Below are 20778 nucleotides of genomic sequence, written 5' to 3'. Positions count from 1 at the left end.
GGAGGAAACTATTATGGCAACAAAAAAATTGCAGGAATCAATCGCATTGACTTTGACGCTGAGCACGTTATGTTTCGGTACCGCTTTAGCGGCTGAGCAGGATAAATACACGGAAGATTTGGGCGAGGTCGTAGTAACAGCGGAGCGGATTCCGGCTGCGGCTAAGAATGTTCCGGCCGATGTAACCGTTATAACGGCGGAAGATATCAAGGACAACCATTATCGCTCGACTGCCGAAGCGCTGAGCCATATCAATGGAGTCGTTATGACGAATGGCGGTGATGGCTATGATGAAACCGTCCGCATTCAGGGTGAGGAGCGAGTAGTCGTTCTAGTAGATGGCGAGCGCATAAACGATGACCAGGGGTCCATGAGCCGGGCAAGTGCAACGCTTTCCCGTATTCCGCAGATTGAAAATGTGGAACGCATTGAAATTGTAAAGGGCGGCAGTTCGGCTCTTTATGGCAGTGATGCTATCGGCGGTGTGGTAAATATCATCACCAAGACGCCGACGAAAAATAAAACAACTCTCGATATGAACACGGGCTCTTGGCATACCCATAATTATGTACTGTCGAATGAAGGCCGTGAGGGGAAGACCAGCTGGCAGCTGGTAGGTGGCCTCAACAAGCGCAGTTATTTCTCGTACAAGGGAACGGATGGGGATAGTCATCGTATGCCAAGCAGTGATTACAGCAACAACAACCTGTCGGTGAAAGTAAAACAGGAACTGACGCCGGCCCAGTCCTTGACGCTTCGCTTCAATCATCAGTTGATTAACGGAAATCAGTATTATTATCAAGATTATCAAGTTCCTGCTGGTTTTGTGGCATCGGACAAGCAGCAGAATAATTTCAACGATGGTTCGCTTACCTGGAAGTTTAAGGAAGATACGAAGCTGCCAGGATTCCTGCGCTATTTTGACCACAATAAATCGGCTGATTTTAGTGGCAAATTCAGCACGCGACTGCAGGGGATCGATTACCAGAATGGCTGGAAACTCGATGCGAATAATAAGATGGTGGCTGGGCTGGAGTACCATCACAGCAATTCCAGCAATAAGCAAAGTGGCTATGAAGATAAAAAAATCATCAACAAAGCCGCTTATGTTCAGGACACGATGCGCTTGAATCCCAAATGGTTCTTTGTGCCAGGGGTTCGGGTAGATAATCATACGAGTTTCGGTACGCATTGGACGCCAAAGGCAGGTCTTAATTATCGGGCGGATAAGGCAACGAAATTGTTTGCCTCCTGGGGACGTGTTTATAAGGCACCAACACCTGATGATATGTTCTATTTTGCTGCTTACGGTGATCGGACCTGGAAGGGCAATCCGAACCTCAAGGCAGAGACCGGACATACGGAGAGCTTGGGAATTTCCCATGACTTCGATGCCAAGTCGACGCTGTCGGCCAGCTATTTCCACAGTGTCTTAAACGATGCGATTACTTGGTATGCTGCGGATGGTAAGAACTCTGAGGCGACGAATGTTGACCACGAAAAACGGCAGGGGATTGAACTTTCGTGGCAGCAGAAACTGACGCCGGCATGGAGCTATGATATCGGGTATACCTATACGGATACCGATACTTCGGCTACGGATACTTCGGCAAAAAGTAGCTATTTGCGTCATAACAGCATGCCAAACGCTTACCGTCTCGGCCTTCACTATCAGCAGGGGGCTTGGAAGGCAAATCTCATGAGCCGCGTGGGAACGGGGCTTGATAAGGCAAGTTACGGCAATCGCCACTTTGCCGTATGGGATTTCAATACGAGTTATGAGGCCAGCAAGCAGTTGACGGTTTATTTGAAAGCGTTGAATTTCACCAATCAGGCTTATTCGGTTTACAGCAGTTACCGCTATCCGGCCGCAGGTCGCTTCTTCCAGCTGGGCATGACCTATCAGTTCTAAGGAAGGGGCTTATGGTTTTATCAATCCGTGACTTGCAGGCTGGTTATTCGGGAAAGACGATTTTGCAGCATGTTTCCTTTTCGGTGGGAAAGGGAGAACTGGTGAGTCTGGTGGGCCCAAATGGGGCGGGCAAGAGCACTCTGTTGAAGACAATCCGTGGCTTGCTGCCGGTCCTTCCGGGGAAAATATTTCTTCAGGGAACGGATATCACGAAGCTCTCCGAGGGGGAGTTTGCGCGGCGGGCTGGTTATTTACAGCAGCAAATGCAGGTGCCCTTTGCGTATACTGTGCGGGAAATCGTGCAGACGGGGCGGTATCCCTATCTTCACTGGTGGCAGCAGCCCGGGAAGCAGGATGAGAAAATCATTCGGGCTTCTCTGGCTTATACGGGTGCCTTAGAATTTTTGGACCGTCCGGTGCAGGAATTGTCCGGTGGCCAGCAGCAGCGGGTCTTTTTAGCGAAGGTTTTGGCCCAGCAGACTCCGGTATTGTTGCTAGATGAACCAGCAACAGGTCTGGACCTTATTTATCAGGAGGAGATATTCCGCTTTTGCCGGGAACTTTGTGCTGCAGGCAGGACAATTGTGATGGTTGTTCATGAGCTGTCCCTGGCAGCCCGGTTCAGTTCCAGATTGTTGCTGCTTTCCCAGGGAACTGTTTTGGCCGATGGGAAGCCGGAGCAGGTGCTTACGCCGGAGCTTTTGACCAAAGCCTATGGGGCTTCCATTGCGGTGACGGAAAATCCTCTTACCGGGCATATGGATATCTATACAACGGGCAGTGGGCGCCAGGATGAGCGTCGGGCAAAGCTATTGGCAACCGTGTTGGGCAGGGAGGTGACGGAATGAGGCGATATGGAATTATCGTGTTCGTTCTGGGAATCTGCCTTCTGGTGGCGGGCGTTCTTTCTCTTAGCTGGGGGCAGATGAAGATTCCCTTCCTTCATGTGGTGGCAGGGCTTGCCCAGGGAATGGAGCTTCCAATTTTGGCGCAGGTGCCCGTGCCGGCAGATGAGATGGCCGTAATCTGGCATATTAGGCTGCCCCGAACCATCGTTGGCTTGTTGACAGGAGCCGGACTGGGAATTTCTGGTGCGGTACTTCAAGGGATTTTTGCCAACCAGCTGGCAGACCCTGGTATCATCGGCGTGTCAAGCGGTGCTTCGGTGGGGGCTGTGCTGGCGATTGCCACGGGGGCAGCTGGGACTACGATGTTTGCCCTGCCGGTGGGAGCGCTTGTGGGTGCTCTGGCCGCCGTGGGGCTTACGGTGGCGATGGCTTGGCGGCATGGACGTATTCCCGTCATGACGCTTTTGCTGTCCGGCGTGGTGGTCGGTATGTTTTTGGCGGCTTTTTCAGCGGCAGTGCTGACAATCCTCGATGTGAACAAGCTACAGGAATACCTTTTCTGGACCATCGGTGGATTGGATTACCGGCGCTGGGAACACGTAATGTTGGGACTGGGGCCGATACTTATCAGTTCGGCCGTCATGCTGGTACTATCACGACAGCTCAACGTGCTGGTGCTGGGGGATAATGAAGCCAAGGCCGTGGGAATGGCGGTGAAACGCTATCGGCTGTTGATGCTTGTATTGGCCTCCATGGCTACGGCGACTAGTGTTTGCATAAGCGGTAATATCGGCTTTGTAGGTTTGGTGGTGCCGCATATGATGCGGCTCATCGTCGGCCCTGACCACCGTCGGCTTTTGCCGGCAAGCCTTTTGGCGGGAGCGGCTTTCCTGGTTCTCTGTGATGCCGTGGGACGCGTTATCCTGCCAGGTTATGAGGTTCGAGTCGGAATTATGACAGCCTTTATTGGAACCCCGTATTTTTTATATTTGTTGCGAAAATATCAACAGAAATTGGACTAGGAGGAGTTTATGGAAAGTATTATGGCGGGTGTGGCGCTATTTCAAAAGGGCGGCTTTATCATGTACGTGCTGCTGCTCTGTTCCCTATTCGTAACGGCTGTTGGCATCGAACGCTGGCAGTATTTTCACCGTGAGGATTCGGGACGGAAGTTTGCCAGTCAGTTTATGACCCTAGCTGCCCAGGCGGATTACGCCGGATCCATGACGTTAGCTGCCAGCCATTACGGCGCCTTAAGCCGGTTGCTCCATGAGGCGGCCACCCGTTATGCCGATGGGCATGAGGATATTGCCGCTTATCTGGAGATTCAGTCCGGAACGGCCTTGGCCCGGTTCCGTCAACGCCTCTACTATTTGAGTGTGGTGGTTACGATGGCGCCACTTTTGGGGCTTTTGGGAACCATCAGCGGCATGATTTCGGCCTTTAGTGTGTTCAACGGGGATTCGTCCCAGGCTGCCGCGATTACGGGGGGCGTGGGTGAAGCCTTGATTGCAACGGCCTTTGGCCTTTGTGTGGCAATTCTCGCCCTTATGATTCATGCTTATTTTTCCCAGCGGCTGGAAAATATCGTGACGGACATGGAGTCCTGCTTCTCGCTCATGGAGACAAATCCCTCAGCGTTTGCGGGGACTGTCCGCAAGGAAGAGGAAGGTGCTCAGCATGCGCTTGCGTGAACGTCATCAAATCAAGCAGCCTTCTCTTATTATCATCCCCATGATTGATATCATGTTTTTCCTGCTGGTGTTCTTTATGATGAGTACGCTGTACATGGTAAATATGAAAACGGTGGATGTGGATATGCCAGCGGCACAGCATGCGGAGACAAAACTTCATGTGACTTACGTAGTGACGGTTCGCAAAGATGGTTCCCTATGGCTCGAAGACAAGCCCATCGGTGAAGCGGAGCTGTTGACAAAGGCACAGCAGTCTTATCAGCGGGACCCGCAGTTTGCTGTTGTGGTTCGGGCGGACCAGGGGCTCGATTACGGAATGGTGATTGGCCTGTTGGATGAGTTCAAGGCTTTGGGAATTACGCATATCGGATTGGCTGCTGATGGGGGAAAGTGATATGCGTGAGGAGGAACAGAAAGCAAAACTGCGGGCCTGGGGAATTTCTATACTGCTCCACCTAGTCCTTTTCTTGCTGGTGGCGGCAACAGGCTTCTTTTTGCTGGTAAGACCGGCCGATAAATCAGTGCCGGAAAATACCCTTTGGCTTGACGCGTCAGCTGGCGCTGCGGGAAGTGGTGGTGGCGGGCAGACTCCTGCCGCTTCCGCCCCGGCGGCAATGGAAGTTGCCATGCTACCAGCGGCTGATTTGCCGGCAATTACCGAAGATTACACGCGCCATCCGGAGAAAAAGAAAGATTACCGTAAGCAGCATCAGGTAACGGAGGATGGAGCAAAACGCGAGTCGAAGGAGTCAGGCAGCGCAGTGCCGGGAAATTCCGAGTCGGGAAGCTCTGGCAACGGCAATTTATCTGGTAGTGGTGCGGGAAATGGTAATGGCCCAGGCACTGGTGTCGGTAATGGCGGCGGGGGAACCGGTGCTGGGGAAAGCCAAATGGCACCAGAACCGGCCAAGTGCATTGCCAAAGCTTCGCCGGTGTATCCTGCCAGCCTGCGATCGCAAAACGCTGAAGGCGTGGTAGCCTTGCTTATCTATGTGCAGGCTGGTTCCGTCACCAATGTGGTGGTGACGAGTTCTTCGGGGTATGGGGCGATGGACCAGGCAGCGATTGCTGCCGGTTATCGCTGTCAGTTCCGGGGCAGCGGTGTCTATCCAATCCGCTACCGGTTCCAAATGACAGATGGAGATGACTGGTAAAGGGAAGTGACCAATTGTCTCTTGAGGATAAATGCTAATGGGAGTGCAAGTTTAGGAGGATTATATGAACAAGAAAATGAAGCAGAAGTTGGTGGCAAGTGTTGCAACTGGATTGACAGCTGCGATGTATTGGTCTGTTCCGGCGGATGTATCTGCTGCGGAGCAAAAGGTGACGGAGGATCTGGGGGAAGTGGTGGTAACGGCTACTCGTTCCCAGAAAAAAGATGTGGATGTTCCAGCGGCAACGGAAATCATCACCGCCGAAGAAATTAAAGACAGCGGCGCGCAGACGGCCGGGGAGGCGCTGTCGAAAGTCGATGGCATCGCCTATGGCGCTTTCGGCCCTAATGGTGCCGCCATGGGCACGATGGATAACTCCGTCAATATCCGTGGCATCGATAATGGCACGCTGGTTCTGGTTAATGGCAATCCGATTTCCTGGCGCGGCAAATATGACTTGTCGGCAATCCCTGCTGACAGTATTGAGCGCATCGAGGTTGTAAAAGGCTCTGGGTCAGTGTTGTACGGCAGTGAAGCCATGGCTGGTGTGGTAAACATCATCACGAAGAAGGGGGCTGCCAATACGGTTACGGCTGGCATCGGCAGCTCGGGCCAGCATCATTATGCGGCAAATGTAGGCGATGACCGTTTGGCAGTCAGCTACAATTTCAATGAGTGGCGCCATGGCGTGGATGTTTCTAAGACCGCGACGAAATTCGGCAGTACGCGTACGACCCTTACCGATGTGCAAAAACAGAGTGCCGGGATTAGCTATCAGCTTGATGACCATCTGTCGCTCCTCTATAATTATCTGGAGACGGAGAGCAAATTCAGCCGTTACGCTGATGCTGTCAAGGCAGGTTCTACGATTGCCCAGGGGGATCTTTTCAACAACCGCAAGTATACGACCCAACGTCATATCACTCAGCTCAACTACAAAGACAAAAAGGTTAAGGCCGGTGTCTACTTCAATACGGGTACGGTGGAGTCAAAGGGTGTGACGAATTTTAAGGATACGGCAAAGGGCGATAAGGAAACCAAGGCACCTCGCTATAATACCCGCGAGAAAAATATAACCTATGGTGCCGATGTGCAGCGCCGTTGGACGTTGTCGCCGAAAACCAAATGGATTCTCGGCAGTTCGGTGCAGCGTGAGCAGTACGATAAGCTGCTCACCTATACGACCAAATCGGCGGCCCAGTATGCCCGTAACAACTTCGGCTTGTTCTCTCAGCTTGAGCAGGCCTTTGATGAAAAGAATACCGGTATTGTTGGCGTGCGTGAGACCTGGACCAATGGGGCTTGGATGGACAAGAATTATCATAACTTCAGCGCTTCGGGCCAGTGGCTTCACAAGATGGACAAGGCCAACAATCTCTATGTGAATGTTTCCCAGTCCTTCATCATGCCGACCTTTGCCCAGATGTATGGCTCATCCGAAAAGGCTGTTCCGAACTACAACCTGAAGCCCCAGAAGGGCGTCAACTACGAGCTTGGCTGGAAGCAGAATCATGGTGCCCACAAGTGGAAAGCGGCTTTGTTCCACATGGATATCAAGGATAATATCAGTGCCGCTTGGAAATCGGCGAAGAATGAGTATGAATATACCAATGAGGATTTCCGCAACACGGGCGTGGAACTTGGCTGGGATATCAAGGACGCCAAGCCCTTTTCCTATCATTGGGGAATAACGGTTCAGAACCCGGAAAGCAAGAGCAGCAAGAAGGGCTATTGGGATCGTAAATACGGCCGGGTTCAGCTGACTTCGGGGATAACCTATAAGAAGGATAAATGGGTATCGAATCTCAAGGCTTCTTATCTGTGCAAACGCGTACAGGCACCATCCAGTGATCATTCCTTTGATACGAAACCGTATTTGCTTACGACCTGGAATACGACCTATGCTCCAGATAAGGCCAACGAACTCAGCCTGATGATCCGCAATGTGCTCAACCGTCAGGATATTATCTCCCATTCGGCGTCGGCTTATTATGATGCACCGACCAGTTATCTATTCAATTACACCTATAAGTTCTGAGTTAAGTTGGGAAAGCCCGGCAGGAAGATTTTTCTGCCGGGCTTTCGTGTTTGTGCTATGGACTTATTGGACGGTCATTTGTATAATATATAGATGCGATATATGGAAAAATAAAGACATTAGCAATACAGATGGGAGGAACATCTCATGGTACATATAGTTGGTGCGGGACCTGGGGATCCCGAGCTCATCACCGTTAAGGGGCAGCGGTATCTCTCCGAGGCGGATGTGGTTATTTATGCTGGTTCCTTGGTTAATCCGGCCCTGCTGGATTTTTGCAAGGAAGGGGCAGAAATCCATAACTCGGCGTTCATGACCCTGGACGATGTCGTTGGTGTGATTGAAAAAGCCGAGCAGGAAGGAAAAATGACGGTTCGCCTTCATACTGGTGATCCCTCGGTTTATGGGGCAATCCAGGAACAGATGGATGCCCTTGATAAAAAAAATATCGGCTACGATGTCGTTCCGGGAGTAAGCAGCTGCTTTGCTGCTGCGGCAGCCCTCAAGCAGGAATACACCCTGCCGGGGATTTCCCAGACCGTTATCATCACCCGCAATGAGGGACGTACGCCGGTACCGGAGGCAGAAAAACTCCGGAGTTTGGCGGCACATCAGTCCACAATGTGCATTTACCTGTCCATTACCATGCTGGATAAGGTGGTGGCGGAACTCATAGCGGGCGGCTATACACCGGATACGCCGATTGCCATCGTGCAGCGGGCGTCCTGGCCAGAGCAGAAGATTGTCCGGGGAACTTTAGCTACGATTGTGGAGGACATTCGGGACAAAAACATTGACCGCACGGCTATGATTGTGGTCAGCCGCTGTCTTGGTGCCGATTATGAGCTTTCGCGGCTTTATGCGCCGGAGTTTTCCCATATGTTTCGAGAGGCCAGCAAATGAGAACCGCTTGTTTTGTTTTAACGAAAAAGGCTTATGAATTAGCCAAAACTTTTCAATTAAGTCTCGACAGCACGATGACCATTTATGTGTCGGAGAAGGCCATGACCAAGGAACAGGAATCCCTGGAAGGGACGCGCAGTTTTGCCAAGCTTTCCCAGGTGGTAGCCGAAGCCTTCCATACTTATGACGGCTTGGTGTTCATCATGGCCACGGGAATTGTCGTGCGGGCCATTGCGCCGCTATTGGAGAGCAAGTTGAAGGACCCCGCGGTGGTGGTGTTTGATGAGCGGGGTCAGCATGGTATCAGCCTGTTGTCGGGGCATATTGGTGGCGCCAACGTACTGACCCAGCAGCTTTGCCAGGCAGTGGGAGCAGCACCGGTCATCACCACGGCAACAGATGTCAATAAGTGCTTGGCACCAGACGCTTTGGCGGCGCGGCTGAGCTTGCGCCCCTGGCCCAAGGTTCGCATTGGTACCCTCAATTCGGCGGTGCTAGAAGGGAAAAACGTCAATTGGCGCATTGATAAAACGCTGCCCCACAGCGTTTTCTATAAACGGATGTTGGAGCAGGCAGGACAGCAGGTCGAATTGTGCATTACCAGTCAGCTGATGAACATCCAGCCGGAGGCGCAGCAGGAACTGTATGCGGTTGTTGTTTCGGAACCCAATCTTCCGGAGCTTTCGAAATTGCCGCCCAATGTGCTTTGCCTGTCGCCACGCCGCCTGATTGCTGGGGTGGGCTGTCGCCGGGGCACGCCGGCAGCAGTGGTCATGTCCGCGATTGATACGGCTTGTCGTATGATTGGCCGGGACAGGTCCTTTGTGGATATCCTTGCCAGTTCGTCGGTCAAGAGCCATGAGGCAGGAATCCTTTTCACGGCGGACAGTTTGGCGCGGCCAGTGCGGTTCTATGAAAAAGCGGAATTGGAACAGACCATTGCCAAATATCAGTTGGAGGAGTCTCCTTTTGTCAAAGAAACCCTTGGCGTCGGCAATGTCTGCGAAGCTGCGGCTTATTGCTGCGTGGGGGAGCGTGGCGGACGAATGGCCCTTCGCAAAACCAAATTTGAGAAAGTGACGGTAGCTTTATTATGGGAAAAATAACAGTAATCGGTATCGGTCCGGGAAGTCTTGAGGATATGACCCCGCGGGCTAGAAAAGCGATTGAAGCGGCAGAAGTAGTCGCAGGCTATAATACCTATATCAAGCTGGTGGAATCGCTGCTGATGGGCAAGAAGGTCATCGGAACGGCGATGATGCAGGAAATAGATCGGTGCCGCATGGCGGTGGATGAAGCGGCAGCAGGCCGGGATACGGTGGTGGTGTCCAGCGGTGATGCCGGCGTCTACGGTATGGCCGGTCTGGTATTGGAACTCATTCTCCAGCGGGAAAAGGCACAGCGTCCAGAATTTGGCGGCGTTATTGCTGGCGTTTCGGCAGTCAATGCAGCCGCCTCGGTTCTCGGGGCGCCGCTGATGCACGATTTTGCGGTTATCAGTCTTTCGAATCTGCTGACCCCTTGGGAACTCATTCGCAAACGCGTTGAGATGGCGGCTCAGGGCGACTTTGTCACCGCCCTTTACAATCCCAAAAGCAAAAAGCGCGTGAAAAACATTGAAGAGGTTCGGGAAATCATGTTGAAATTCCGCGATCCGAAAACCCCAGTGGGAATTGTCACGGCCGCCAGCCGTGATAAAGAGACGAAGGTCATTTCGACTTTGGAAGACTTCACCCAAGAGGACATCAATATGTTTTCCTTGGTGGTCATCGGCAATAGCCAGACTTATGTAAAGGATGGCTGGATGATTACCCCGCGTGGGTATCAGAATAAGGAGAACGGTTTATGATTTTTGTCGCTGCCGGCACCCAGGATGGCCGCGAATTGGCAAAATATCTGTTGGATAACGGTTATGATGTTGCGGCATCGGTGGTGAGTCACTACGGGGAACAGTTGTTGGCTGATTGTCGTGGCCGTAACTTCATCATCAACGATAAGCCGCTGGACCAGCAGGAATTGGAGGAATATCTGCAGGTTCATGACATTCGCTTGTTTGTGGATGCGAGCCATCCCTATGCGGTGAATATGTCAAAAAATGGCTTGGAGGCCTGCAAGAATTTGCAGATTCCCTATATCCGTTATGAGCGGGATTTGACATCTAGCAGCTATGACCGGTTATCGGTGGTGCATGACTACGAAGCGGCGGCAGAATTAGCCGCAAAATTGGGCAAGAATATTTTTCTGACCACCGGCAGCCGCAATCTGGAAAAATTTACGACGTCAAGGCACCTGCGCGACTGCCATATTATTGCCAGGGTACTGCCTACGGCGGAGGTCATGCGTTTGTGCGAAGGATTAGGGCTTACGCCAGGACAGATTATCGGCATGCAGGGCCCTTTTTCCAAGGAGCTTAACAAGGAATTATACCGGCGGTATAACGCCGATGTTATCGTTACCAAAAACAGCGGCACCATTGGCGGAACCGATACAAAGTTTGCGGCGGCGGCCGAACTGGATTTGCCGGTCATTGTCATCGACCGGCCGGTAATGGATTATGGAAATGTTGGCAGGACTTATGAGGAAATCCTGAAGTTTGCAGAGGAGCGATACGGATATGGAGTTTATCAAACAACCGATGGAAATTGAAACGCGCAGTATGGAAATCATCGCCCCTTATCTTGATCGACTGAACCTCGATGAGAAGGCCGTGAAAGTCTACAGCCGTATTATCCACGCGGCTGGGGATGTGGAATACGCGCCCATTATTCGCATCGGTGAGGGAGCTATTGAAAAAGCCATGGCGGCACTTCGCAGTGGTTCCGATATCTATACCGATGTGGAGATGGTCCGCACGGGCATTAACAAGCGCAAGCTGGCTTCCTTTGGCGGCGAAGTTCACTGTCTGATTGCCGATGCTGAGGTGGCGGAACAGGCCAAGGCTGAGGGAATAACCCGTTCGATGGCTGCCATGCGCCGGTTCGGCAAAAAGCTTGATGGCAGTATTGTGGCCATTGGCAATGCGCCTACGGCACTGTTTGAAGTCCTTCGGCTCGTTCGGGAAGAGGGCGTCCGTCCTGCCTGCATTGTGGGAATTCCAGTGGGGTTTGTGGGGGCTGCCGATTCCAAAAAAGAACTGGCCGAAAATGGCATGGTACCCTATATAACGGTTGAGGGAACTAAAGGGGGAAGCCCCATTGCCGCTGCTGCCATCAATGCTATGATGTATTTGATTAACAATGACCGAGGCTGATATGGATGAGGAAAAAGCAGGCAAAATTGTTTTAGTGACAGGGGGCGCCCGCTCGGGGAAATCCACCTTTGCCGAAAAAATTGTCGCGCAAAGCGGGCATGCCATTGCGTATATTGCCACGTCACAAATTTTTGATGAAGAGATGCGGTTTCGCGTAGCGCTTCATCGCAAGCGTCGGCCGGCAGATTGGCAGACTTACGAGGCTCCCTTTGATGCCCAGCAGGCCATTGAAGCGGCAGCCAAGCAGCATGATGCCATTTTGTTTGACTGCATTACGATTTACCTTAGCAATATTCTTTGTCAGCTGGAGGAACAGGAGCTGGATAAGCCAGAGCAAATCTATGCCCTGACCCATCAAAAAATCAGCCAGCTTATCGCAGCTGCTCAGGCTGCTGCTGCTCAAGGGGCAGTAGTGGTATTTGTCACCAACGAGGTGGGGGCAGGAATCGTTCCCGAAAATAAGCTCAGCCGCATCTATCGGGATATCAGCGGACTGGCCAATCAGCAGCTGGCTAAGGCAGCTGCTGATGTTTATGCGGTTATAGCAGGAATACCGGTAAATATTAAAGCATTAGCTTAAGGAGGAATCCACATGTCCAACGCTATTATGCTCATGGGGACCAGTTCCCATGTGGGCAAAAGCATTATCACCACGGCCCTCTGCCGCATTTTCCATCAACAGGGGCGCAAGGTCGTTCCCTTCAAGGCGCAGAATATGGCGCTTAACTCCTACGTCACCCGTGACGGCAAGGAAATGGGACGGGCGCAGGTGGCTCAGGCGGAAGCGGCAGGGTTAGAGCCGATGGTGGACATGAATCCGGTTCTGTTGAAACCTACTGGCAACAGCTGCTCTCAGGTGGTATTGATGGGAAAGCCAATCGGCAACATGAGTGCCCGCGAGTACCATAAAGGGTACAGTCTGAAAGCCTTTGATGCGGTGAAAGAATCCCTGGAACGGCTGCAGGCAGAATACGATACGATTGTCATCGAAGGCGCGGGGAGTCCTGCCGAGGTCAATCTCAAGGCCAATGACATTGTAAATATGCGCGTGGCTAAATATTTACAGGCGCCGGTTCTTTTGATTGCGGATATCGACCGAGGGGGAGCTTTGGCCGCTTTGGTGGGAACCTTGGAGCTCTTAGAGGAAGACGAACGGGATTTGGTCAAGGGACTTATCATCAATAAGTTTCGTGGTGATGTGAGTCTTTTGACACCGGCCATCGATTTTCTGGAGCAGAAGACCGGCAAACCGGTCTTAGGGGTAGTACCTCACGTTGAGGCGTTGGGCATCGACGATGAAGATTCGGTTTCCCTAGAGGAGAAGCAGGCGGTTCCTGTGGATGCACCGATAAAGATTGCGGTAATCCGGACGCCGAAGTTATCGAATTTCACCGATTTTGACAGTTTGGCTGCAGAGCCGGATGTATCTCTCTATTATGTTTCCAGCAAAGAGGAACTGGACGAACCGGATATGATTATTTTGCCAGGATCAAAGAACACGACGGAGGACCTCATTCATCTGCAAGAAACGGGAATGGCTGCGGAAATTTCCCGCCGGGTGGAAAGCGGTACGCCCCTTTGGGGAATCTGCGGCGGCTATCAGATGCTGGGAAAGGCCATCCACGACCCGGAACACACCGAGTCGGATCATGAGGATATTGAGGGTCTTGGGTATCTGGATATGGAGACAACCTTTGCAGCGCAGAAGCGCACAACTCAGGTGGTGGCAGACTGTGTACAGCTGCCCTTCCTGGGACAAATGCTTGCGGCTAAGGATATGCCGGGCTACGAGATTCATATGGGCAAGACGGAGTTCGGGCTGGCGGTGTATCATCCCTTCCATATCCGCGCCAAAGCTGCCCAGGAAGCGGACAGCTGGGATGGCGCAGTGGCAAGAGAAAAGGATGACCAACAGGGCGAAGTGGTCGGCACCTATATTCATGGGATTTTTGACCACGACGGTTTCCGCCGTCAGGTGATTAATGCCCTGCGCGGCCGCAAGGGGATGGCGCCCCTTGCCATCCAGCGCAATGTGAGAGCGGAAAAGGAAAAGGCTTATAATCATTTGGCAGCGGTGGTTCGCCAGAGTCTCGATATGGAAAAGCTGGCAGCCATCATGGGAGAGAAACTATGATGACTGCAATTATCGCTTTTCTGGTGGATACCATTATCGGCGACCCCAACAGCCGCTGGCATCCGGTGGTGCTGATGGGAAAACTCATCGGTGCCTTGGAAAAGTTATTTTACCGAAACGAAGACAGCGATGGAAAAAAATTTGCGATGGGCGCCATGCTGGTGTTGATTACGCTGTTGGTTTCCTATGAGGTGGCTGCTGCTGTCATGATGTTGTCTTACCATATCCCCTGGTCCTTTGGGCCAGCGGTGGTGGGCGGTGTTTTGCTGTCCTTTACCATTTCCCCAAAGAGTCTTGCTAAGGCGGGGAAGGGGATTTATACGCTGCTCATTCTCGGTGAACTGGAGGAAGCCCGCAAGAAAGTTGGCTGGATTGTTGGCCGGGACACGGAGAATCTCGACGATTCAGAAATTGCCCGGGCTGCCGTGGAAACAATTGCCGAAAATACTGTTGACGGCATTATTGCGCCGCTTTTCTTTTTTATCATCGGCGGGGTGCCGTTGGCGGTGCTCTATCGGGCTGCCAATACCATGGATTCGATGATTGGCTATAAGAACGACAGATATCTGTACTTTGGCCGGGCGGCAGCTAAGCTTGACGATGCCTTAAACTATATTCCCGCGCGCCTCACAGGCGTGTTGTTTATCTTCGCCGCCTGGATATTGGGCTTTGATTACAAGAATGCCTATCGGGTGATGTTACGGGATGCGGAAAAACATCCGAGCCCCAATGGCGGCTATGCCGAGGCTACTGTGGCAGGGGCTTTGCACGTCCGCTTGGGCGGCGTCAATTCGTACTTTGGCAAGAAACATTTCCGGGCATATATGGGAGATGTCATCGAGATGATAGCCCCCAAACATATTATGGAATCCATTCGCATGATGTACACCGTGACAGTGATGTTTATCCTTATTGCCTATGCCATGTTTGGGTTATGATAAAGATAGTATCAGAAGATATAGGAGGATATTATCAATGAAATCATTTATTACGGCATTGCAATTTTTGACTCGCATTCATGTGAAGGAGCAGCCTGACTTGACCGTGGAAGATTTTGGCCGCAGTACAAAATTTTTCCCGTTGGTGGGGGGGCTTTTGGGCTTGATTTACATGCTGGTGACCTGGTGTCTGGTGGCGGTTTTCGGCTGGGCCAATTTCGTCACGACGGTTTTGGTTTTGTTGCCGATTGTCATGACCGGGGGGCTGTTGCTTGACGGTTATATGGATACAGCCGACGGCGTTTTTTCCGCCCGCAGCCGGGAACGGAAACTGGAAATCATGAAGGACAGCCGTGTAGGGGCTTTCGGAGTCATTGCGCTGGTGTTGTTGATGATGATAAATTGGACAGTGTTGCGGGATATCAAGCTCGTGCTGCTCATGACGGCACTTTTTGTCATGCCGGTTATCGGCCGCATGGCCATGGTCATGGTCATTGCCTTTTTTCCCTATGCTCGTCCGGAAGGAATGGGCAAGGCCTTTTCGGATATGGCCGATAAGAAGACTTTGGCAGTTGCCAGCATTACAACGCTGCTGTTCGTAGTTCCTTGGGGCCAAGCTGCCATTGCTGCCCTGGCTGTAGGCTTGGGCTTTGCTTGGCTGCTGGGGGCATGGCTCACCAGTAAACTGGGCGGTTTGACTGGAGATACCTATGGAGCGGTGGAGACCTTAACCGAGACCATGGTGCTGGTCGTATTTCTGGTGACTTCCTGGATTCCTGGGGGTCTGCATATTTTGTGGCGCTGAAAAGCAGTTGTTTAGGAGCGTAAGGTATGGATTTGACGGTTCGCGTTCCTGGCTCCTGTGGGGAACTCCTGCAGGGGATGAAAGCCGGGAACCCTTTTCTTGTCACCTGTCCGGTGGGAAGCTATACGACGGTCCGGATTTCCGATGCGCTATCGGGGATTCATGGATTGGGGCGAAAATCGCTGATGGCCTTGGAGAAGACTTTGACGAGTCTGGGGAAGGAGGAGCTTCCCTGGGGCCTTAGCTTAGAATCCAGCTTGCCACGGGGGAAGGGCATGGCTTCTTCTAGTGCGGATATTGCCGCAACGGTAGCGGCGGTGGCTTTGGCCTTTGACTATCGCACCTATCCGGAGGAAATCATGCGCTTGGCCGCCAGTATCGAACCTACCGATGGGATTTTTTATCCGCAGGTGGTCTGCATCAACCATATGAATGGCGATTGGCTGGCAAGTTATCAGGGCTTGCCGGCTTTTCGTATTTCCATTTTCGATACGGGTGGTGTTGTCGATACCCTTCGCTACCATGAGCAGGTAAAGGATGATGGTGGGAAAAATCGTTCGGCTGAGGCATTGGCTTTATTCGAGAAAGGCTGGCAGGCACAGGATGAGGCTCTGATTGCTGAGGCGGCAGTTATGAGTGCGTTGAATAATCAACCCCTTCTGTACAAAGCTGGTTTGGAGGAGCTGTTAGCTTTTGCCAGGGAACAAGGGGCATTGGGGATTAATATCGCCCATAGTGGCACGGTGATTGGCGTCCTTTGGCCAGAGCATTTCCCCGATGCGTCTCTGCAGCTGGCAACTAGAGCGATTCGTCATCGTTTTCCCAACTTGGTACTGATGATGCAGACAAGGTTGCAGAGCGGTGGCGTCCAGGTGGCAGAAGGAAAACGTGAAGAGTTTGTAGAACTTTTTAGATAAGCAAAGTATCGTAGCAGAAGAGGTGTTTCGTTGCAGTACGCAAATCAGTATTCCATCCCGCGGATTGTCATTGGAGCAACCCAGTCGGGGTCGGGAAAAACGACAATCGTTACGGGGCTGCTGGCTGCACTTAAGGAACGCGGCCTAAAGGTGCAGTCCTTTAAGGTTGGCCCGGATTATATCGATCCGGGCTATCATAAACTAGCCAGCGGCCGGACGGCGCATAATCTGGATACCTGGCTCACACCGGAGCAGGCTGTGCCGGCAATTTTTGCCGCCGCTTGTGAAGGGGCTGACATCGCTGTGGTGGAAGGCGTTATGGGCCTATACGATGGGGGCCGGCGGGGGGTGAGTTCCACGGCTCAGGTGGCAAAGCTTCTGGATGCCCCGGTGCTTTTGGTCATAGATGCAAAATCTATGGGAGCATCGGCAGCGGCCATTGCTCAGGGCTTTCGGGATTATGACCCCGAGGTACAATTGGCAGGTGTTCTCTTGAACCGCTTGGGGTCGGATACCCATGAGGCCATGATTCGTGAAGCCATGCAGGCAATCGATATGGAGGTTTATGGTGCGCTGCGGCGAAATGAGGAACTGAAGCTGCCAGAGCGCCATTTGGGGCTTTTACCCGTACAGGAAAATGAAGAACAAGACGTAGTTGACAAGATAGGACAGGCGGTGGGGAGCCAGTTAGACCTTGAGGCACTGCTGGAGCTGGCGAAGGCAGCAAAACCGCTCATTTTCCAGGAACTTTTCCTGGAAAATGAGCAGAAGCCGACGGTATGCCGTCTGGGGGTAGCCCAGGATGAAGCGTTTTCTTTTTATTATCCCACCAGCTTGAATATACTGAAACACTTTGGTGCAGAACTCGTTCCCTTTAGTCCGCTTCGGGATAACAGCCTGCCGGAGGTAGATGGCTTGCTTATCGGTGGCGGTTTCCCTGAGATGTTTGCGGCGCAATTGTCTGCTAATAAGTCTTTGCGGCAGGAAATTCGGGAAAAGGCAGCAGCAGGTATGCCTATTTATGCTGAATGTGGTGGTTATATGTACCTGATGGACAGCTTGCAGGATTTTGCCGGCGAGGTTCATGCCATGACCGGCGTGTTTTCGGGACAGGCGGTTATGACCAAGAAACTGCAGATGGTTGGCTATGTGGAAGCCATCCTGATGGGGGATTCCCTGTTGGGGAGTAAGGGAACAAAGCTTCATGGCCACGAATTTCATTTTTCGGTGGAACAAGCTGCGGAGGATGGAAAGCGGCCATTTTGCTTCACGAAGCTGCGTAATAACCAGACCTATGGGGCTGGGCAGCAGTGTAAAAATGCCTTGGGCAGCTATTTGCATCTTCATTTTGCCGGCTGCCCGGAGGCTGCGAAATCATTCGTAGAAAAATGTCTGGCATGGAAGCTGGAAAAAGAAAGAGAGTGATTAGGTATGATGAATAAGTTTGAGCATGGTGGAAATATCTATACTGCTCGTGACAATGGCGAAGCATGGTTGGATTTTTCGGCAAATGTTAATCCGCTGGGGTTATCCTCAGCAGTATATCAAGCTGTTTCGTTAGGAATAAAGGATGTGGTTCATTACCCTGACCCGAACGCTGCGGAATTGAAAGAAGCGATTGAGGCCTGTTATAACGTTCCGTCCTATGACTTGGTGTTAGGCAATGGTGCATCGGAGCTCTTTTATCTTTTTTTGCAGACGGTTCGTCCGCGCAATGTGCTGCTGCCGGTTCCTTCTTTTAGCGAATATGAGCGGGCGGCGCTGGCGGCAAGGGCGAAAGTGAATTGCTTCCAGATGGACCTTGATGATAATTTCCGCATCGACTGGGATTCTTTTATGGGAGCTTTGGCGGTGGCAGATTGCATCATTTTGGGAAATCCCAACAATCCCACAGGGTCCCTCATTACCCGTAACGAATTGGTTCACTTGCTGGACGAGATGCGTGGCGGTCATCAGTGGCTGGTGGTGGATGAGTCTTTTTTGGACTTCCTTCCCTATGATAGCCGCTATACGGTGCGCGATTTGGTGGAGGAATATCCAAATCTCTTTGTGATACAGTCGCTGACGAAATTTTATGCCCTGCCCGGCTTGCGATTAGGCTTCGGCGTGGCTGGCCCGATACTGGCGAAAAAGCTCAATGCCGGCAAGGATGTATGGAATGTCAACCTGCTGGCCCAGAAGGCCGGTGTGGCAGCGCTGCAGGATAAGGATTACCAGCAGCAGAGCAAGAAATTCATCGCAGAGGAAATGCAGCGCTTTTACGAGCGGATTAATGGATTCAAGGGGATTCGGGCTTATCGGCCAAGTGTCAATTTTATGCTGCTGGATATCCGTGGCACAGGACTTAATAGCGGCGAATTTACCCAAAAGCTTTGCGAGAAGGGAATTTTGGTGCGGGATTGTGCCAATTATTTAGGATTAGATGGCGAAAGCTATGTGCGCATCGCCGTCCGCCAGCCGGCTGAAAACGAGCAGCTGCTGGCTGCATTGGAGGATTTTTAATACATGGTAAAAGTTGTTTTTGTCCGTCATGGACAGACGGAGTGGAATGTCAGCGGCCGATATCAAGGTCAGTCGGATGTGGCCTTATCGGCAGTAGGAATTGAGCAGGCGGAAAAACTGGCGGCCAATTTTCCTGTGGAGCATATCGATGCAATTTATTCCAGTGACCTCATTCGCGCGCAGGTTACCGCTGAGACGGTGGCGAAGCGGTTCGGTCTGGGGGTAAACTTGGAGCCTGCTTTTCGGGAGCTGAGCTTTGGCGATTGGGAAGGTCTTACCTATGAGCAGATCGTTGCCTCATGGCCGGATGCCATGGAAAATTTCTTGGCGCACCCGGATATTTTGAATATCCCCCATGGGGAATCTTTTCCCGAAGTTCAGCAGCGCGCCATGTCGCGGCTGCGGGAACTGATTCATAGACATGAGGGAGAGACCATTATGATTGCAGCCCATGGGGCTGTACTGCGTACCATGCTGACGGCGGCACTTCACATGCCGCTGCAGTATCTTTGGAGCATCCGTCAGTTCAACACAGCGGTAAATATCGTGCGCTATGATAAGGCGGCGAATCCTACCGTTGAACTGCTGAACAGTACCGCGCATTTGGGAGAACTGCGCTGAGGATTCAGGGAATAAAGAGAGGAATCTGTTATGAAGGTTTTGGTAACAGGTGGAGCTGGATTTATTGGTTCGCATGTAGTGCGGCGGCTGCTGTCTGAGGGGCACATGGTAACGGTGCTCGATAATGCCAGCACCGGTGACTTTGATAATGTGCCGGCCGCTTGTGAGTCCTGGGAAATGGATGTCCGGTCAGCTGCGGTAATCCCGCGCATTATGAAGGCACGCTTTGACTGGATTGTACATCTGGCGGCCCAGACCACAGTCGAGGATTCCTTGGCGGATCCAGCCTTTGATGCGATGGAAAACATAATCGGAACCGTCAATATTTTGGAGGCAGCCCGCAAAAGTGATGTACAGCGGGTTGTCTTTTCGTCTGCTTCGGCCGTATATGGCAGGGGGCCGGAAAATAAGCAGCCGATTCCTGAGACACAGGAACTGGCACCTGGCTCCTTTTATGGTCTTAGTAAAAAGACGGTGGAAGAGTATCTGATTATGTATCAGCGCCTATATGGACTCAATTACATCATCCTGCGGTTAGCAGATGTCTATGGGGAATTTCAACAAGATATAGGGGAAGGTGGTATTATCGGTTCCTTTATCAAAAAAATCATGGCAGGTAATGGGATAACGATTTATGGCAATGGCAGGTCTCATGATTTCGTTTATGCCGGTGATGTAGCGGATGGTATCTATGCGGCCCTGTTGACTGCGGAAGTCAATACAAGTTACAATCTGAGCTCCGGTACAGGGATAGATACCAAAGAATTGGTTCGGCTGCTGGAAGATGTAACTTGGAAAAAACTGGAGGTTTCGGTTGGGGCAGCAGGCAGCCAATCTCTGGGGAGTTTGATATTAGATTGTGCAAAGGCCAGGGAGAAACTTGGTTGGACACCGCGCACGAGCATAAAAAAGGGACTAAAAAAGACCATCAAACATTTCACAGGGAAAGATTAAGTTATCCACAAAAAGCTCGTGGATAACTTCGAGAAAATTTCTGGAGAAATGCAAAAAAGTCCTTGACTTGTTGCACTTTTATGAGTAGAATATTTCTATGTGATGTTA

Annotated in this window: 21 protein-coding genes; all 21 read left to right on the top strand. The window is 51.7% G+C overall.

Translation table 11 applies throughout. The features are described 5' to 3' along the window. Positions 1–13: 13 nt before the first annotated feature. The 21 genes from BLQ36_RS09545 (at position 14) to BLQ36_RS09445 (ending at position 20670) form a co-directional block, all read left to right on the top strand. On the top strand, positions 14–1912 hold the full coding sequence (locus BLQ36_RS09545; protein ID WP_074515375.1) for a TonB-dependent receptor plug domain-containing protein: 1899 nt from the start codon (positions 14–16) through the stop codon (positions 1910–1912). Between the two features lie 11 nt (positions 1913–1923). Then, positions 1924–2760: an ABC transporter ATP-binding protein gene (locus BLQ36_RS09540; protein WP_074515374.1), complete on the top strand. Its 837-nt coding sequence runs from the start codon at positions 1924–1926 to the stop codon at positions 2758–2760. Then, positions 2757–3782 carry a FecCD family ABC transporter permease gene (locus BLQ36_RS09535; RefSeq protein WP_074515373.1) on the top strand — a complete coding sequence of 342 codons (1026 nt, stop codon included), beginning with the start codon at positions 2757–2759 and terminating at the stop codon, positions 3780–3782. Before BLQ36_RS09540 ends, BLQ36_RS09535 begins: the two co-directional genes overlap by 4 nt. A gap of 9 nt (positions 3783–3791) precedes the next feature. Continuing rightward, positions 3792–4454, top strand: coding sequence for a MotA/TolQ/ExbB proton channel family protein (locus tag BLQ36_RS09530; RefSeq protein WP_074515372.1), 663 nt, complete (start codon positions 3792–3794; stop codon positions 4452–4454). After that, positions 4441–4848, top strand: a complete 408-nt coding sequence (locus BLQ36_RS09525) for an ExbD/TolR family protein (RefSeq protein WP_074515371.1) — start codon at positions 4441–4443, stop codon at positions 4846–4848. Before BLQ36_RS09530 ends, BLQ36_RS09525 begins: the two co-directional genes overlap by 14 nt. A gap of 1 nt (position 4849) precedes the next feature. Further along, positions 4850–5608 carry a TonB family protein gene (locus BLQ36_RS09520; protein ID WP_074515370.1) on the top strand — a complete coding sequence of 253 codons (759 nt, stop codon included), beginning with the start codon at positions 4850–4852 and terminating at the stop codon, positions 5606–5608. A gap of 64 nt (positions 5609–5672) precedes the next feature. After that, positions 5673–7646 carry a TonB-dependent receptor plug domain-containing protein gene (locus BLQ36_RS09515; RefSeq protein WP_074515369.1) on the top strand — a complete coding sequence of 658 codons (1974 nt, stop codon included), beginning with the start codon at positions 5673–5675 and terminating at the stop codon, positions 7644–7646. Between the two features lie 147 nt (positions 7647–7793). Next, positions 7794–8549 (top strand): precorrin-4 C(11)-methyltransferase, encoded by a 756-nt coding sequence (gene cobM, locus BLQ36_RS09510; RefSeq protein ID WP_074515368.1) that lies wholly within the window; start codon positions 7794–7796, stop codon positions 8547–8549. Beyond that, complete coding sequence (locus BLQ36_RS09505) at positions 8546–9655, top strand: cobalt-precorrin 5A hydrolase (protein WP_074515367.1); 1110 nt, start codon at positions 8546–8548, stop codon at positions 9653–9655. The genes cobM and BLQ36_RS09505 overlap by 4 nt, the downstream gene beginning before the upstream one ends. Beyond that, positions 9643–10398: a precorrin-3B C(17)-methyltransferase gene (gene cobJ, locus BLQ36_RS09500; RefSeq protein WP_074515366.1), complete on the top strand. Its 756-nt coding sequence runs from the start codon at positions 9643–9645 to the stop codon at positions 10396–10398. Before BLQ36_RS09505 ends, cobJ begins: the two co-directional genes overlap by 13 nt. Further along, the gene (gene cobK, locus BLQ36_RS09495) at positions 10395–11195 is read left to right on the top strand and encodes a precorrin-6A reductase (protein ID WP_074515365.1); all 801 of its coding nucleotides are present in this window, start codon (positions 10395–10397) and stop codon (positions 11193–11195) included. The genes cobJ and cobK overlap by 4 nt, the downstream gene beginning before the upstream one ends. Beyond that, positions 11164–11799 (top strand): precorrin-8X methylmutase, encoded by a 636-nt coding sequence (locus BLQ36_RS09490; protein WP_074515364.1) that lies wholly within the window; start codon positions 11164–11166, stop codon positions 11797–11799. The genes cobK and BLQ36_RS09490 overlap by 32 nt, the downstream gene beginning before the upstream one ends. A gap of 1 nt (position 11800) precedes the next feature. After that, positions 11801–12379, top strand: coding sequence for a bifunctional adenosylcobinamide kinase/adenosylcobinamide-phosphate guanylyltransferase (gene cobU, locus BLQ36_RS09485; RefSeq protein WP_074515416.1), 579 nt, complete (start codon positions 11801–11803; stop codon positions 12377–12379). A 12-nt stretch (positions 12380–12391) separates the two neighbouring features. Next, entirely contained in the window at positions 12392–13933 is a 1542-nt protein-coding gene (locus BLQ36_RS09480) for a cobyric acid synthase (RefSeq protein WP_074515363.1), read from the top strand. Continuing rightward, a complete protein-coding gene (gene cbiB, locus BLQ36_RS09475; RefSeq protein WP_074515362.1) occupies positions 13930–14871 on the top strand; it encodes an adenosylcobinamide-phosphate synthase CbiB in 942 nt (313 codons plus the stop codon). The genes BLQ36_RS09480 and cbiB overlap by 4 nt, the downstream gene beginning before the upstream one ends. A 37-nt stretch (positions 14872–14908) precedes the next feature. Continuing rightward, positions 14909–15676 (top strand): adenosylcobinamide-GDP ribazoletransferase, encoded by a 768-nt coding sequence (gene cobS / locus BLQ36_RS09470; protein WP_074515361.1) that lies wholly within the window; start codon positions 14909–14911, stop codon positions 15674–15676. A gap of 26 nt (positions 15677–15702) precedes the next feature. Next, positions 15703–16593, top strand: coding sequence for a hypothetical protein (locus BLQ36_RS09465; protein WP_074515360.1), 891 nt, complete (start codon positions 15703–15705; stop codon positions 16591–16593). 30 nt (positions 16594–16623) lie between these two features. Continuing rightward, the gene (locus BLQ36_RS09460; RefSeq protein WP_074515359.1) at positions 16624–18018 is read left to right on the top strand and encodes a cobyrinate a,c-diamide synthase; all 1395 of its coding nucleotides are present in this window, start codon (positions 16624–16626) and stop codon (positions 18016–18018) included. 6 nt (positions 18019–18024) lie between these two features. Next, positions 18025–19095: a threonine-phosphate decarboxylase CobD gene (cobD, locus tag BLQ36_RS09455; protein WP_074515358.1), complete on the top strand. Its 1071-nt coding sequence runs from the start codon at positions 18025–18027 to the stop codon at positions 19093–19095. A 3-nt stretch (positions 19096–19098) separates the two neighbouring features. After that, positions 19099–19716 carry a histidine phosphatase family protein gene (locus tag BLQ36_RS09450; protein WP_074515357.1) on the top strand — a complete coding sequence of 206 codons (618 nt, stop codon included), beginning with the start codon at positions 19099–19101 and terminating at the stop codon, positions 19714–19716. Between the two features lie 30 nt (positions 19717–19746). After that, positions 19747–20670, top strand: coding sequence for an NAD-dependent epimerase/dehydratase family protein (locus BLQ36_RS09445; RefSeq protein ID WP_074515356.1), 924 nt, complete (start codon positions 19747–19749; stop codon positions 20668–20670). Positions 20671–20778 lie beyond the last annotated feature (108 nt).

This window comes from Selenomonas sp. WCT3 (assembly GCA_900100835.1).
Taxonomy (GTDB): Bacteria; Bacillota; Negativicutes; order Selenomonadales; family Selenomonadaceae; genus Selenomonas_A; species Selenomonas_A ruminantium_E.
This window is presented reverse-complemented; position numbering and strand designations above follow the sequence as displayed.